The sequence below is a fragment of the Parapedobacter deserti genome (genome assembly GCF_042646065.1).
GTDB lineage: Bacteria > Bacteroidota > Bacteroidia > Sphingobacteriales > Sphingobacteriaceae > Parapedobacter > Parapedobacter deserti.
Genome location: NZ_JBHRTA010000008.1, coordinates 88,343 through 104,360 on the forward strand (window position 1 = coordinate 88,343; position 16,018 = coordinate 104,360).

Annotated in this window: 15 protein-coding genes; 5 read left to right on the top strand and 10 right to left on the bottom strand. The window is 49.8% G+C overall.

Going from position 1 to position 16,018, the window contains the following annotated elements:
* Positions 1 to 3: 3 nt before the first annotated feature.
* Together ACFOET_RS02130 and ACFOET_RS02135 are read right to left on the bottom strand one after the other, a co-directional pair.
* Entirely contained in the window at positions 4 to 1,389 is a 1,386-nt protein-coding gene (locus ACFOET_RS02130) for a peptidylprolyl isomerase (RefSeq protein ID WP_379019084.1), read from the bottom strand.
* Positions 1,390 to 2,235, bottom strand: coding sequence for a peptidylprolyl isomerase (locus ACFOET_RS02135; protein ID WP_379019086.1), 846 nt, complete (start codon positions 2,233 to 2,235; stop codon positions 1,390 to 1,392).
* Positions 2,236 to 2,445: 210 nt separating this feature from the next.
* Here ACFOET_RS02135 and ACFOET_RS02140 point away from each other — a divergent pair, with 210 nt between their 5' ends.
* The 3 genes from ACFOET_RS02140 (at position 2,446) to ACFOET_RS02150 (ending at position 5,938) form a co-directional block, all read left to right on the top strand.
* Positions 2,446 to 3,618 carry a Gfo/Idh/MocA family protein gene (locus ACFOET_RS02140; protein ID WP_379019088.1) on the top strand — a complete coding sequence of 391 codons (1,173 nt, stop codon included), beginning with the start codon at positions 2,446 to 2,448 and terminating at the stop codon, positions 3,616 to 3,618.
* A 49-nt stretch (positions 3,619 to 3,667) separates the two neighbouring features.
* Entirely contained in the window at positions 3,668 to 4,720 is a 1,053-nt protein-coding gene (locus tag ACFOET_RS02145) for a sugar phosphate isomerase/epimerase family protein (protein ID WP_379019090.1), read from the top strand.
* An 81-nt stretch (positions 4,721 to 4,801) separates the two neighbouring features.
* Positions 4,802 to 5,938: a lactonase family protein gene (locus ACFOET_RS02150; protein ID WP_379019092.1), complete on the top strand. Its 1,137-nt coding sequence runs from the start codon at positions 4,802 to 4,804 to the stop codon at positions 5,936 to 5,938.
* A 20-nt stretch (positions 5,939 to 5,958) separates the two neighbouring features.
* Here the strand turns inward: ACFOET_RS02150 and mnhG are convergent, their stop codons facing one another.
* Genes mnhG through ACFOET_RS02185 form a run of 7 tightly spaced genes read right to left on the bottom strand, consistent with a single transcriptional unit; the run spans position 5,959 to position 11,746 of the window.
* A complete protein-coding gene (gene mnhG, locus ACFOET_RS02155) occupies positions 5,959 to 6,363 on the bottom strand; it encodes a monovalent cation/H(+) antiporter subunit G (RefSeq protein ID WP_379019094.1) in 405 nt (134 codons plus the stop codon).
* Complete coding sequence (locus ACFOET_RS02160) at positions 6,360 to 6,632, bottom strand: cation:proton antiporter (protein WP_379019096.1); 273 nt, start codon at positions 6,630 to 6,632, stop codon at positions 6,360 to 6,362. Before ACFOET_RS02160 ends, mnhG begins: the two co-directional genes overlap by 4 nt.
* Positions 6,633 to 6,653: 21 nt before the next feature.
* Positions 6,654 to 7,130, bottom strand: coding sequence for a Na+/H+ antiporter subunit E (locus ACFOET_RS02165; protein WP_379019098.1), 477 nt, complete (start codon positions 7,128 to 7,130; stop codon positions 6,654 to 6,656).
* A 20-nt stretch (positions 7,131 to 7,150) separates the two neighbouring features.
* On the bottom strand, positions 7,151 to 8,665 hold the full coding sequence (locus ACFOET_RS02170; protein ID WP_379019100.1) for a proton-conducting transporter transmembrane domain-containing protein: 1,515 nt from the start codon (positions 8,663 to 8,665) through the stop codon (positions 7,151 to 7,153).
* Positions 8,662 to 9,018 (bottom strand): Na+/H+ antiporter subunit C, encoded by a 357-nt coding sequence (locus ACFOET_RS02175; RefSeq protein WP_379019102.1) that lies wholly within the window; start codon positions 9,016 to 9,018, stop codon positions 8,662 to 8,664. The genes ACFOET_RS02170 and ACFOET_RS02175 overlap by 4 nt, the downstream gene beginning before the upstream one ends.
* 2 nt (positions 9,019 to 9,020) lie before the next feature.
* A complete protein-coding gene (locus tag ACFOET_RS02180; protein WP_379019104.1) occupies positions 9,021 to 9,434 on the bottom strand; it encodes a Na+/H+ antiporter subunit B in 414 nt (137 codons plus the stop codon).
* Between the two features lie 2 nt (positions 9,435 to 9,436).
* On the bottom strand, positions 9,437 to 11,746 hold the full coding sequence (locus ACFOET_RS02185) for a putative monovalent cation/H+ antiporter subunit A (protein ID WP_379019106.1): 2,310 nt from the start codon (positions 11,744 to 11,746) through the stop codon (positions 9,437 to 9,439).
* Positions 11,747 to 11,888: 142 nt separating this feature from the next.
* Here ACFOET_RS02185 and ACFOET_RS02190 point away from each other — a divergent pair, with 142 nt between their 5' ends.
* Complete coding sequence (locus ACFOET_RS02190) at positions 11,889 to 12,848, top strand: D-2-hydroxyacid dehydrogenase (protein ID WP_379019108.1); 960 nt, start codon at positions 11,889 to 11,891, stop codon at positions 12,846 to 12,848.
* Between the two features lie 2 nt (positions 12,849 to 12,850).
* A complete protein-coding gene (locus ACFOET_RS02195) occupies positions 12,851 to 14,011 on the top strand; it encodes a glycerate kinase (protein WP_379019110.1) in 1,161 nt (386 codons plus the stop codon).
* Here ACFOET_RS02195 and acs read toward each other — a convergent pair.
* Positions 13,980 to 15,899, bottom strand: coding sequence for an acetate--CoA ligase (gene acs / locus ACFOET_RS02200; protein ID WP_379019112.1), 1,920 nt, complete (start codon positions 15,897 to 15,899; stop codon positions 13,980 to 13,982). The genes ACFOET_RS02195 and acs overlap by 32 nt on opposite strands.
* Positions 15,900 to 16,018 lie beyond the last annotated feature (119 nt).

Sequence of the window (16,018 nt, forward strand, 5' to 3'; positions counted from 1 at the left end):
CGATCACCGCTGAGCAACCGTAGTCCCGCCGCTATCCTGTAACCATATTTTCAGGTCATCGCAGCCGTGATAATCCGCGTTGATACTGATGAAAGTGACTTTCCGGCGGCGTTCAAACCACTCGCTCAACTTGCGGTTTATTTTGTCTTCTAATGCCGCTTCCTTGATCTTTGCAAAATCCTGTTCGAGGTTGGCCTGATGAGGTGGCGTACGCGACTTGAGGTAGGTAAACTGGTACCCGACTTTTCCCATTGCATCTGTAAATCGCGCCGGCCGTGAATATTGGCCGGGCTGCAGTGTGTCTATGGCCGTGAAAACGGAGGCATCAAGTTTGTCTACCGGAATCAGCGTGGTGCGGCTCTGTTGGTTCTCCATGTTGAGCAGCATACCGCCGTTATACTTCGTCTCCTTATTGTCCGAATAGAGGGTCGCTGCCGTATAAAAGTCGAGCTTTTTGGATACTACTCGATCGTAAATGCTATCAATGTGCGCCTTTGCACGATTCAGGCTCGCTTCCGTAGGCTTGGTCTGGATCAGGACATGTCGTACGCGCACTTCCTCGCCCCGGCGTTCAAGCACTTCCAGAAAGTGGAATCCGTGCTCGGATTCAAACACGGGAGAGAGTTCTCCCGGTTTAAGGCGGAACGCCACGGCAGAAAATTCTTTCACATAGCGGTCTCGCGTGCTGAACCCGAGATCTCCGCCGTAAGGGGCTGATCCGCCATCCTGAGAATATAGACGCGCTATCGTCGCAAAGTCGGCACCTTCCGCAACCTGCCGGCGTAGACTTTCCGCGCGGTCACGAAATTGCTGCTTTTCCTCCCGCGTAAGCTGGGGGTACACGACCAGCTCCCCCACTTCCACCTCGGTGTTGAAATAAGGCAGGCTGTCTTTATTTAGCGATTCGTAATACCGCCTCACTTCCAGAGGGGTCACATCGATACCCGATACGATATTTTGCTGCATTTTGTTGGCCTTCAGCTGCTCATAAACACTCGGACGCATTTCTTCTTTGTACTGGAGCAACGACCGGTTGAGGAAACGTTCAAGCCGCTCCTGGCCTCCGGCCTGGCCAGACATATACCGTAGGCGCGCATTGATGTTGTCATCAACTTCGCTTTCGCTCACTTCTATGGAGTCTATGGCAGCCTGTTGGGCAAGTAGCTTCTGTGTGAGCTGTTGCTGAAGGATGTAGCACTTGAAGTCCTCGCTGGCCTTGTTGCCCTGCGCAAGGTATTGGGCATACTCCATTTCTATTTCCGATTGCAGGATGATATTGGATCCTACCACCGCCGCCACGCGATCAATCACCTGCGGTTGTTGGGATACTGCCCAGTGGGAAAGGCTCATTGTTGCCAAAAAAAGGAAAATGCAGCTACGTTTACTCATTTAGTTAAATATTTCGATGTTGTTTTTTCTTCGTGCGTCATCGACGATGCTTCGCTGCATCTGGTCGATCAATTCGATTTTTCGCTTGTTCAAAATCAGGTTGCGGATATTGCTTTGCGCCAAGGACAAAGGCGAGCGGGTATCTCTGAATTTTGAATCGTGCAAAATTATCAGATATAATTCATTATTTTCAATTATTTCAAAAATTCGCCCGATTTGGCCGTAATTGTCTTCACCAACGCGAGAAAGCGGTACTTTCTTGATCAGGTCATCTGCATAGTACCACGCCGTATCCCGCAGCGCGTATTGCAGCGCATACATTGAACAGTACTTTTCAAGCAAATCCTGTTCTTTGAAATCCGTTGAAAGAAACCACCGTTTTACCCGATCCAGTTCAGGTGCGTCTTTTTTCAACCGAATGTATGAAAGCTTAAGGATCGGCTGCTTAAGCATAAATAGTTCCTTGCGCGACTCGTAGTAAGTCCTAACTTCGTCATCCGAAACCACCGTATCCAGTTTTTGGTTGACCAACGCCTGCTCATATTCATAGATGATCAGACCATTTTTGTATTCTTCTACCCGCCTTTCAAGGTGTTCTGGATTGGTATTCATGTTGCGCCGGGCATAGTGCAGCAACGCTTGTTGACGCGACCACTGTTCGATGTAGGCCCGTACTAGCTGAACGCTGTCATCTCCTGTCACTCCGTTGGGTACCACACCTTGTAAGTCTTCTGGATAGAGGTACTGATCAAAAGACCGTGCCACTGGTTTCGGTTTTCCTCGATCACATGAGATGAATAACGATGTAAAGGCGATGGCGATTACCAATATGAATACCTTAATCATTAGTTTCTTTATGCAGCTCGATGCCAACCTCCTGTTTAAGAAGCTAAAGTACACATTTATTAACAACGTGGGCGCGATTTAACCATTTTTAACACAAATCTTCACCGCAAAACATCGGTTTTTTAGTCATTAATGCTATTTTTGCTTGTCTGGCTACCAAGTGCAGTGCCAAGGTTGCTGACATTGGAATAATCAAATATCGCAATAACTATGGTCAATAAAAGTATTAATCGTAAACTCCGGATGGGAATGATAGGCGGCGGGAAAGGCGCGTTTATCGGCGAGGTACACCGCATTGCGGCCAATATGGACGGGCTGATCGAATTGGTGTGCGGCGCTTTTAGCTCGGATCCCGGCAGGTCCAAGGCAAGCGGCGAAGCGCTTTTTCTTCCAACTAACCGGATTTACGCAAACTATCAGGAAATGATAGCCGAGGAGCGCAAACTCCCGGAAGGTGAGCGGATGGATTTTGTCAGCATCGTCACGCCAAACCACCTTCATTTCGGACCTGCCATGTTGGCCTTGGAAAACGGATTCCATGTGGTATTGGATAAACCGATGACTTTTGACCTGGATGAAGCAAAGCAACTCAATAAAAAGGTGGAAGAAACCGGCCTGCTGTTTTTGCTGACCCATACGTATGCGGGATACCCGATGGTACGGCAGGCAAGGAAACTTGTGCGGGACGGCGCCTTTGGAAAGATCCGGAAAATCTATGTAGAATATCCTCAAGGTTGGCTAAGCAGACCTTCTGAAGGAGAGGGAAATAAACAGGCATCGTGGCGCACGGATCCGGCGAAATCGGGCAAGAGCGGCTGTATGGGAGATATCGGTACGCACGCCCTCCATCTCGCGGAGTTTATCTCCGGGTTGCGAACAACCCGCCTTTGCGCATCGCTGTACACCTATGTCGAGGGCAGGAGGCTGGAAGACGATGGTAATGTGCTTCTACAGTTTGACAACGGCGCCAGCGGAGTCCTGATCGCCTCGCAGGTGGCGGCGGGAGAAGAAAACGCATTGAAAATTCGGATATACGGCGAAAATGGCGGATTGGAATGGAGCCAGCAAGAGCCGAACAGCTTATTGGTAAAATGGCTCGACCAGCCACTGCAGGTTTACCGCGCGGCGGCTGGAGGCATGTCTCCTGATGTTGCGGCGTTTTGCCGAACACCGGGCGGACATCCGGAAGGCTATCTGGAAGCATTTGCTAACTTATACAAAAGCTTTTCCTGGGCACTGGGAGCAAGATTGGCCGGAACGCATTGGCAGCCGGGCGAATACGACTTCCCGTCCGTATCGGATGGCGTGCGGGGAATGGCTTTTCTCGACTGTGTCATCCGCAGCAACGAAAGTGATGAAAAGTGGACCGAATTTACGGTTTAATCATTGTTGTCAACAGAACAGATTGTAAACGCTTTATTGATAAATTACCATGCAAACAATTAAAGGTCCCGGTATATTTCTGGCTCAATTCCTGGGTGATCAACCGCCCTTCAACACACTCAAATCTATCTGCCGATGGGCAAAGGAACTGGGGTTTAGGGGGGTACAGATCCCGACATGGGCAACCAATTATTTTGACCTGCAGAAGGCAGCCGAAAGCAAGACTTACGCCGATGAAATAAAGGGAACGGTGAATGAAATTGGCTTGGAAATCACCGAACTTTCTACACACCTGCAAGGCCAATTGGTGGCGGTGCATCCCGCTTACGATCAATTGTTCAACGGCTTTGCTCCTGCACAATACCATAACAATCCCAAGGCTCGTACCGAATGGGCCGTACAGCAATTGAAATATGCGGCTCAGGCTTCCCGCAACCTCGGGTTGGACGCGCATGCCACCTTCAGCGGGGCCTTACTCTGGCATACCGTTTATCCTTGGCCCCAACGCCCACAGGGATTGGTCGATACCGGCTTCGCCGAACTGGCCAACCGCTGGCGGCCGATACTGGAGGTGTTTGATGAATATGGCGTAGACCTATGCTATGAAATCCATCCCGGCGAGGACCTGCATGACGGGGTAACGTACGAGCGCTTTTTGGACAAGGTAGACAACCACCCCAGGGCTTGTTTGTTGTATGATCCGTCTCATTTTGTCCTGCAATGCTTGGATTATTTGGCTTACATTGACCATTATCACGAGCGCATCAAGATGTTCCATGTTAAGGACGCTGAGTTTAATCCTTCCGGTAAACAGGGCGTCTATGGCGGTTATTCGGGATGGGTAGAACGGGCAGGCCGGTTCCGTTCATTGGGCGACGGACAGGTTGATTTCAAGGCTGTGTTTAGCAAACTGACAGCCTACGACTTCAAAGGTTGGGCAGTGATGGAATGGGAATGCGCCCTCAAACACCCGGAAGATGGTGCCCGGGAAGGTGCGGTGTTTATCAATGACCACATCATCCGCGTCACTGAAAAGACCTTTGATGACTTTGCCGGCGGAAAGGCCGACGAAGACAGTAACCGCCGTTTGTTAGGATTATAAGCGGTCGTTTATGTTGCAATGGTTGAGGTGTAAAGATATTCCGAAACCTTCTTATGTTGGTGTTGTTATAGCTACAGGTCTATGTTAATTATAATGAAGGTGCCCGTTATGTTTCTTCTTTTTTCCATTCCAACCATGCTTTTTGCGCAAAATAATCGAGTCAATTTGTTAATAGGCACGTACACCCACACCGGAAAAAGCAAAGGAATTTATGTCTATGATTATGACCTGCTTACCGGTGATGCTACCCTCAAAAGCAGTGTGGAGTCAGATAATCCTTCATTCATAACGGTTAGTAGCGATACACGGTATGTGTACGCGGCAAACGAAAACGGTGAAGGCAAGGGTGCGGTCAGTGCATATGCATTAGACGCCGCTTCGGGGAAACTGACATTCCTGAACCGGCAACTTACACAGGGCGATAGTCCCTGCCACGTAGTGACAGACCGCGAGGGCACGCACGTCGTCGTTTCCAATTATTCCGGCGGCAGTATCAGCGTGTTTCCCATCCAACCAGATGGCAGCCTTGGCGCGATGAAGCAGTTGATCCAGCACGAAGGTAGCGGCCCAAACCGGGACCGGCAGCAAAAGCCACATGTGCATTCCGCTTTTTTCAGCCCCGACCAGAAGCGTATTTATGTGCAGGACCTGGGTACAGACAAAATCAACATCTACGAATACCATCCCGAAAGTCAGGATACTCCCTTGGTACCGGCATTGCATCCGTATGCGAAAAGTGCCGCCGGTGGGGGGCCACGGCACATCGCACAGTCTTCCGACGGGCGGTATGTCTACCTGGTACAGGAAATGACAGCCCAAGTGTTGGTGTATCGGCAAGATAACGGCAAACTGGAACCCATACAGGAGGTTGGCATAAATGAGGACGGGTTTTCCGGCAGCAACGGGGCAGCAGATATCAACCTGTCGCCAGATGGCAGATTTTTGTATGCGTCAAACCGCGGCGATGCGAATACGCTGGCTATTTATCAGGTAAGCCCGGCGGATGGTAAACTAGCTAAAGTGGGGAACCAATCCGTCTTGGGCCGCGGTCCCCGCAACTTTTCCATTTCGCCGGATGGAAAGTTCCTGCTGGTAGCCAACCAAAACACCGACGAAGTGGTGGTATTCGCGCGGGATTCGAAGACGGGCTTGTTAAATGACACAGGTAATCGCATCGCGGTCGGAGCACCCGTATGTTTGGTTTTTGCGAGCTTGTAAGCTTGTAACGCAACGCACGTTTACTCGTGCCCTTGCTCCCCTGTCCGCTCGTGCCCTTCTTCCTTTTTTTCATCGCCACTATTAAGCTCTCGGGTCTCCTTGTTGTACATACCCGCAAGATCGTCTCGTACGGTTCCTTTCCATTGCTCGGTGCCGATGAAATATGCCGTTCGCCCGATCAGGTGGGCCGCTACCGGACCGGTAAGTGTCATAAAGAAAATAATTGCCAACGCCTTGGTTGTGACCGAAACTTCCGGAAAATAGATTGCCGCAGCCAATAACAGGAGCCCCCCGCCCAAGGTAGCCGCTTTCACGGAAACGGATAACCTCAGGTAAAAATCTGGCATACGCAATATCCCTATAGCGGCTGCAAGAATAGCCAAAGCACCGATAGTGCACAGCACGCAAATGATAACAGTGGTCATTTTCTCCCCCTTTTTTCCAAGTAATACGAAAATGCGATGGTTCCCAAAAAGGCAATCAGCGCCAAAATCATCGCTATATCAATGAATGTTGTTTTTTCAGTGCTGATGCTGTAAACTGCGATTACGCTGACCCCGATCGAAATCAGCAGATCAAGAGCGATCACGCGATCCACAATACTGGGCCCCTTAACTAACCTGATAAATACCAACAGCAAAGACAAACCCAGGATGGGTATAATTACATAATCGATATAAGTGCTTAACATCATTGTATTAACATCATCTTAACATCACCGCAGTATTTCCAACAACCTTCGCTCAAAACCATCTTTGATTTGCTGAATAAATTGCTCTTTGTCTTTTAAGTACATCACATGGATATACAATACCTTTTGGTCTTCGCTGACATCAATAATCAGCGTACCCGGCGTGAGGGATATGACCGTAGAAAGCAGGTTGATTTCTATTTCACTCCTCGCATTCATCGGGTACTTGACTATCCCCGGTCTCATGTAGAAATTCGGAGTGACGATATCGTAAGCAACCTGTATGTTGGCCCTGATCAGTTGATACAGGAAATAAAGAAAAAAGCCGATGATCTTTGGAACACGGTTGAAATAACGATGGTCTTGCTCATTACGATTCATTACCCACATCAGAAAAAAGCCTGTGGCATAACCAAAAAGGAAGTTGGAAAAGTACAACGTGCCGGTCAACGCCACCCAAGTAAAAGCAAGCAGTAGGTTCATCAAAAATTGTTTAACCATGACATCAGTTGTTTTTGTTATCAATTAGTTCCCAAAACAGCCTCGATATAGGGTGTCGTATCTTTCATTTCACGGGCAATGTGCTTGACCACCAATCCGATGTTTTCGGCACCTAAACCGATATACAACGTAATAACAGCTAAGAAGATAATAGGTGTCACTAAAAGGGATTTCCTGAATTTGCTCAACGGTTTGAAATCGTCTGTCAGCACAGGGTCATCACCCATGTCCGGCTGGTTTTTCCAAAAAACCGACGCCCACAATTTAGCAATGACATACAATGTGGCGAAGCTGCCGATAATGATGGCTGCAACCAGCACATAGTGGCCGTCCATGAAACCCGCTTCGAATAGGTAGATTTTAGGCCAGAATCCCGACAATGGTGGAATGCCCACCAAGGAAAAGAGAACAATGGCCATCAACAGCGACAGCAATGGATACGCTGCGTATAATCCCCCAAGCTTATCCATATTCATCGTGCCCCGCATTTTCCGAATTAGTCCGGCGATAAGAAATACATTTGTTTTCACCACCATATCGTGAAACAGGTAGAAAAGCGCACCTGTAAGCGCGACTTCCGAATACATGCCCAGCCCACCGATCATGAAGCCAATATGACACACGATCAGGTAGGACAATAAACGCCGGATGTTGTTTTTTATGACTGCGCCGAACGTTCCGGTCAGAACGGTGAATACGGCGAGTATAATCAATAACGTGGAGATGAAGTCGTCAGGAATGAAAATCAATGTAAATACACGGAACAGCGCATATATACCCACCTTGGTAAGCAGCCCACCGAAAACAGCGGCAACCGCAGATGGGGGAGTGTGGTATGAAGAGGGGAGCCAGAAGTACAAAGGGAATACCGCTGATTTGATACCGAATCCGATAACAAAGAATATGGCCGTGATGTCGACCAGCTTCTGGTTTTCCAACGCGCCGATTTTCAGCGACAGATCCGCCATGTTTAAGGTCCCGGTAATGCCGTAAAGAATGCCTATACCGGTAAGAAAAAAGGCGGATGCTAAGATGTTCATCGCCATATATTTCACGGACCCTTCAATCTGTGCTTTCCTTCCCCCCAGCGTCATGAGCACAAAAGAGGCAATGATAATCACCTCGAACCATACGTAAAGGTTAAAAATGTCTCCTGAAAGGAAGGCTCCATTGAGGCCCATCAACAGGAAGTGGAAGATCGGAAAATAACCATATAATATCCGGCTGCGTGCCACACCCGTAACCGAATAAATAGATACCGCCAGTCCGGAAAACGACGCCAACAGCACCATGCTACTGCTAAAGACATCGGCCACGAATGAGATGCCGAAGGGCGCCTCCCAGTTCGCGGCCTGCATCGTGAGGATGCCACCGTTCCACACCTCAGCAAACAGGGCGATGGCCATAACCATGGCAATGACGCTGCCCACTACACTGATGATCCGCTGGGCGGTGGCCTTGCCCCAAAAGAAGAGCGACAGGATCGCTATGAATAAGTGCGTGATTACGGGAAAAATGATGGTATTGTCAGTCATATGTCTTCCTCTTCCGGAGTGTTCAGATCATCAAGGTCATCTGAATTAATCAATACATAAACACGTTTTAATAACACAATGGCAAACGCCTGCAATCCGAACGTAATGACAATGGCCGTAAGGATCAATGCCTGCGGAATCGGATCGGCATAGATGTCTGTGAAGATCGGAGAAATATCATCAATGACCGGAGGCTTTCCCTTGGTGATCCTGCCTAACAAAAAAATAAGTAGGTTTGCGCCGTTGCCCAGCAAGATCAGCCCAATCAGCAACTTCACCATGCTTCTCCGGAGTAGCATAAATATTCCTGAAGCATATAATACACCAATCAAAATCACAATCAATAACTCCATGGCTACTCACTATATTGGGAAATGGTAAACAGGATGGTCAGAACGACACCCACTACTACGAAATAGACTCCTATATCGAAAAACAGTGCAGAACCAATCATTCCGATTACGGGAAACGGCTCTTTAAACCAGAGTCCCGTCATGATCGGCTGGTCAGTAAACACGGGAGCAAACATGCTGAGTGAAGCCAGTCCAAGTCCAACCGGAATCAATGTACCCGGATGTACCCGAAGTAATTTCAATGTATCATCCGTACTATGCGTAAAGGCATGAAGCACAAACGCGATGGATGCAATCAACCCACCGACAAAGCCACCTCCTGGATGGTAGTGACCTCTCAACAGAATAAAAATCGAAAACAAAAGCAGGATAGGCAAGAGGTAACTTGATGCCGTCTTTAAGATCGTACTTTTCATAATCACTCCTTTTCGGATGCTTTGAGCTTCAACTTCAACAAACTAAATACACCGATAGCGGCTATGGCCAACACCACGATCTCAAACATGGTATCTACCCCCCTGAAATCAACCAGAATCACGTTGACGACATTTTTCCCTTTGGCGAGCAGGTAGGCATTTTCGCCATAAAACCTGCTGACCGCATGATCAAAGGGCTGATTCAACACTTGTACGGCTATTAAGGAAACGATTGCCCCAAATGAAGAAGCCAGTAACCAATCACGCATCCTCGCAAGCCGATTGGTAAAATTCAAAAAAGGAGGGAGCCTGAACAGTACTAACACAAACAGCACCACTGTGAGCGTGTCTATCGTAAACTGCGTCATGGCCAAATCAGGGGCGCTGTAAAATACAAACAGCAGGCAGATGCAGTAGCCGATCACGCTGGTGGCCACCACCGCCGTAAGGCGCGACAGCGTTGTCACGGCCAAATAAATTGTAACAATCAGTATGCCTCCCACCACCACCTCATACACGCTGATCGGTGAAAGGTGGTTTGGTGTAAACCACACCGGACCTCCGGTAAGCAGGCGAAACCCCAACAATAGCACGGCGAATGTGACAATGCGGAAAATATAGACCCTAAGAAAACCACTGTGCAACGTTTGTGTGTAGCGGGCGGAAAATTTTTTGGAGTAATACACAATCTTGGTGAGCAGATGTCTGGGAGAAAGGTAGTCGAATCGCTCGATACGGGCTAAGCCGCCGGCTGAAGGTTTCCGTATCAGATATAACACAGCGCCCAGTATAAGCGTGACCGTGCTCAGCAGCAATACAAGATTGAATCCGTGCCAGATCTTCAGGGGCGAATCGATCGGTTTATTGATCATTGCCGCCGCAGCCGGGTTAAGTAATGCCGTGTCCGCCAACGCTGGAAAAGCACCAAACGCAATACCGAGGAGCGACAGTAGCATCGGAGGTATCCACATGAGCCAATGCGGTAAGTGTATGCCGGCATACGCTGTGGGGAGTCTCCCGGTAAATGGCTTTAAACCGGCAAGTAGCCCGGCGTATAGCAGGAAGATGTTGGTGATGACCGCTAGCGTTGTAAGGATAGTCGGCATCACGCTGTCTGTGTTCAACGTGGCTTCATAGATCAGGTCTTTGCCGATAAAGCCGAACGTAAACGGGAGCCCTGCGCTTGACAGTGCCGCCAGGAAGCCACCTACTGCCAGTGGTGGCAGCACCTTGTGCAAGCCAGCTAATCGGGTGACATCGCGTGTGCCGGTTTCATGGTCAATCACCCCGGTAATCAAGAATAACGCTGCTTTATATAGCGCGTGAACCAGGATAAATACCGACGCAGCCAACAGGGATTGTGCAGTGCCGATTCCGATGAGAAATACCAAAACGCCCAATGCCGAAATCGTCGAATAAGCCAATATGCCCTTTAAATCTGTGCGGAAAATGGAATGAAAGGCACTATAAAGCATGGTAATGCCCCCGACAATGATGAGCGGGTAGGTCCAATAATCGGTGCCTCCAAGTACCGGATAAATGCGTGCCAGCAGATATACGCCGGCCTTGACCATCGTCGCGGAATGCAGGTATGCCGATATGGGCGTCGGCGCTTTCATGGCGCCGGGAAGCCAAAAATGAAACGGAAACTGCGCCGACTTGGTGAATGCGCCGGCGAAGACAAGAAGAAGCATCAACGGATACAGCGAATTGTTCTTCAGAAATTCGTTGGATTGAACCATCTCCTGTATCGAGTAACTGCCCGAAAGATGCCCCATCAAAACGAATCCTGCCATCAATAAGAAGCCCCCGCCCCCCGTCACCGCCAGCGCGACTAACGAGCTTTTACGAGATTCGGCGCTGTCATTGTTGAAGCCGATCAGAAAAAACGAACTGATACTGGTTAGTTCCCAAAATATAAAAAGCAGCAAGACATTGTCTGACAGTACAACCCCCAGCATAGCCGCCATGAACAGGCTCAAGTATCCATAAAAGCGATCGAGATACGGATGTGCTTTAAGGTAGGAGGATGCATACAGATATACTAATGAGCCAATGCCTGTAATCAGCAGGCTAAACAACAGGGAAAGACCATCCAGACGGAAGTCAAGGTTAATACCGAGTGAAGGTACCCATGGGTACTGATAGTCAGCATTCCCTCCGTTGGATATCATTGGGATGAAGCTCGCAAAGTAAGCAAACAAACCAATGGGCAGCAAAGCAACCAATACCGCCAGCCGCCCTTTTAGGTATTTCCCAAAAGGAATGTAAAGGATGGAAACGATAAGACCAGCGAGTACAGCGATTAGCATCAAGTAACCTGTTTAGTTCGTGGAAACCACGAAAATATATAAATTTCAACAACGGGAGCTTGTAAAAGTTGAAAAAAAGAAGTTTATTGGAAAGTAATATGTAATATTGAATGCGCAGGTATTAGATCCTTAACACTTTATCATGAATATAATCGTATTAGATGGATACACGCTCAATCCCGGCGATCTGAGTTGGGATACATTGGCCCGCTATGGCGAACTGACCGTGTATGACCGCACCCCTGTCGATCAAATCATCTCGCGGGCAAACGGTGCCCAAATGGTGTTGACCAACAAAGTGCCGATGGACGCCGAGACATTAAAGGAATTGCCTGACCTAAAATACATCGGTGTATTGGCGACCGGTTATAATATTATCGATACCGAACAGGCAAAAAAGCAGGGCATCGTGGCCACGAATGTCCCCGGTTACAGCACAGCCTCGGTAGTGCAATTGACTTTTGCGCTTTTACTGGAGCTTTGCCATCACGTCCAGCGGCATAGCGACGCGGTCTTGGCGGGGAAATGGTCACGTTCTCCGGACTTTTGTTTTTGGGACTACCCACTAATTGAACTGTCGGGAAAGACATTGGGTATAATCGGCTTCGGCGATATCGGCCAGCGTGTAGCGGATGTAGCAACGGCATTCGGAATGGAGGTGCTCGGGCACAGCCGTACCAAGACCGACCAATCGCACCGTAAAAATTTCCGTTGGGCTGGCTTAAATGAACTGTTAGAGCATTCGGATGTGGTCAGTATCCACTGTCCGCTCACCTCAGAGACCAAAGGTTTGATCAACAGCGATACGTTGTCAAAGATGAAGCCGTCTGCCTTCTTGCTCAATACCGCAAGAGGCCCCTTGGTCGTCGAAGCGGATTTGGCAGCGGCACTGAATAACGGGGAAATAGCAGGTGCCGGCCTTGACGTGTTGTCGGCAGAGCCACCAACTGCCGACAATCCGTTGATCAGTGCCAAAAACTGTTTGATTACACCCCACATTGCTTGGGCAACGGCGGAAGCACGCAGTCGTTTGTTGGACACCGCAGCAGCGAATGTCGGCGCCTACCTCGGAGGCAATCCGGTAAACGTAGTCAATAGCTGAGCATGCGTATCCTCATTGCACCCAATGCGTTCAAGCATGCCCTTAGCGCAAAAGACGCTGCACAAGCAATTCAGCAAGGACTGCTATCAAGCAGGTTGTCCTGCTCCTGCGAGTGCTTCCCTATTGGCGATGGGGGCAATGGAACCTCCGAGCTGATTATTGAGCGACTGCAGGGAACGGTATTGCATATGCCTGTCGGGGATCCCTTGGGAAGACCTATTTCCGCTGTCTTTGGTTTGGTTGATAGCGGACGCATCGCAGTTATTGACATGGCCGATGCCTCTGGCCTGCATTTATTGCGGCCGGAAGAGCTGAATCCATTGCAAGCCAACTCGTACGGAACCGGCCAGCTGATAATGGCAGCGCTAAACGGCGGCGCCCGCAAAATCGTTATCGGCATGGGGGGATCGGCAACGGTAGACGGCGGGAGTGGCATGCTGTCGGCATTAGGTGTCCGGTTTTTAGACCGGCAGGGCCGTGCCATCAACGATCTGCCGATGGGGTTGGAAAACTTGCATACGATTGACTGTTCCCGGATGGACACGAGGTTGCAGGACTGTGAGATTACCATACTCTGTGATGTGGTTAACCCGTTGCTGGGAGCAGAGGGGGCAGCGAGGGTGTTCGGCCCGCAAAAAGGTGCCTCGCCCGGCATGGTTGAGCAGTTGGAAGCTCGCTTGGCCCACTATGCTGAAGTCATCGAGCGTAGCACTGGCAATGCCGTGGACGCCATTCCTTCAGGTGGGGTAGCTGGTGGCGCTAGTGCCGGACTCGCGGGCATACTCGGTGCGCAGCTGGTTGACGGCATCACCTATTTTTTGGATCTCACTGGTTTCGACAAAGCGCTTGCAGGGTGCCAACTGGTTATCACAGGCGAAGGGAGCATAGACGTTCAGACGTTGCAGGGCAAAGGGCCGTATGGGGTAGCCAAGCGTGCCCGACAAGCCGGCGTACCGATCGTGGGGCTGGCGGGTAAGGTGCCAACTGCTGTGGATACCGAGCTGGCGCGTTATTTTGATGTGCTATTGGCCATCGGAAACGAGTCACAATCGCTGGAAGCCGCTCTGCCACTTACGGCTGCAAACCTAACTCGGACTGCGCAACAGCTGGGCAACCTTATCGCGGCTTTGCCTAACCCTTCAGCTTCTCAGCTCCTGTCTTGATCTCTTCTATAACCGCAGGATCAAGCAGCGTAGTGACGTCTCCCAAATTAGCGGTATCCCCTTCAGCGATCTTCCGTAGGATGCGCCGCATGATTTTGCCTGAGCGCGTTTTGGGAAGACCGCTTACAAACTGAATCTTATCAGGCTTTGCAATCGCTCCGATGATGCGGCTCACCGTTTGGTTAATGTCCTGCCGAGTGAGATTTTCATCCACATGATGGCCTGAGGCAATGACAAACGCGTAGATGCCCTGGCCTTTTACCGGGTGCGGGTAGCCGACAACGGCCGATTCCACCACGTCGCTATGCATGTTGATCGCGTTTTCCACCTCGGCGGTGCCGATGCGATGGCCAGAAACGTTCAGCACGTCGTCCACACGGCCGGTGATCCGATAATAGCCCGCTTCGTTGCGGTGGCACCCGTCGCCGGTAAAATAAAGGTTTTCATATGCCGAAAAGTATGTCTGCCGGCACCGTTCGTGGTCGCCGTACGTAGTGCGCAACATGCCGGGCCAGGGAAATTTGATGCATAGGTTGCCGCTTACGTCATTTCCTTCTATCTCATTCCCATTTTCGTCGACAAGTATGGGTTGTATGCCGGGCAATGGCAACATCGCGTAGCCGGGCACAGTGGGTGTGACCCCGGCGATAGGCGAGATCAATAGCCCTCCGGTCTCCGTTTGCCACCATGTATCGACAATGGGTGCCTTGCCCTTTCCGATTTTTTCATTATACCAATTCCAGGCCTCTACATTGATGGGCTCGCCTACCGTCCCCAGCTTGGTAATGCTGCTCAGGTCCTTTCCTTCCACGTATTGGTCACCGGCTGCCATCAGCGAGCGGATGGCCGTCGGGGCCGTGTAAACAATGTTAACCTTGTGTTTGTCCACAATATCCCATAAGCGGCCGGCATCGGGCCAAGTGGGGATACCCTCAAACATCAGTGAGGTAGCGCCCTGTGACAGCGGCCCATAAACGATATAAGAATGGCCGGTAATCCAGCCGATATCAGCTGTGCAGAAATACACCTCACCGGATTGATACTGAAATGCATTGGCAAATGTATAACCCGTATAAACCATATACCCCCCGCAAGTATGTACCACCCCTTTGGGTTTGCCGGTCGATCCGGAGGTGTACAAGATGAACAGCATGTCTTCGGCATTCATTTCCTCGGCAGGGAAGCGCGGATTGCCCTGGGTCTCGACTTTTTTGATCTCGTCTTCCCACCACACGTCGCGGCCTTTGATCATTGAAACCGGCGTGCGTGTGCGGGTCAAGACAATTACCCGTTCCACCGACTTGCATTGCACCAGCGCATCATCCACAATGTTTTTTAGCTCAATCGTCTTGGTACCCCGGAAGCCGCCATCGGAAGTAATCACCAAACGGCAGTCGGCATCGTTTATGCGGTCGGCAATAGACTGTGCCGAGAACCCACCGAAGACAACGGAATGAACAGCGCCGACACGTGCGCAGGCCAATACGGCGATGACCAGCTCCGGTACCATCGGCAAGTAAATACACACCCGATCGCCTTTTTCCACCCCGTTATTTTTCAATACGTGGGCGAATTGTTCTACTTTATCCAGCAGCTGTTTATAGGTGAGCATACGGTAGTCCTCGTTCGGGTCGTTCGGCTCCCAAATGATGGCCGGCGTGTCGCCGAGGTTATAAATATGACGATCCAGACAATTTTCGGTGATGTTCAGCCGAGCACCTTCAAACCATTTGATACGGGGTTCCTTAAAGTTCCAATCCAACACATTGTACCATTTGCGCCGCCAATAAAAAGTTTCGGCTATCTCTGCCCAGAATTCTTTAGGATTTTCTACGCTATAACGGTATACTTTCTCGTATTCTTCAAATGATTTGATCTGTAAATTCATGCTTAGTTCAGATAATTAGTTATTTATGTGTTACTTTTGCCTGTCAACAGGTGGCATACATTGGATATTCTAGGGTGGCTAATTTACATACTTTTTGCGAAAAAGCGAATTTTCTGCCA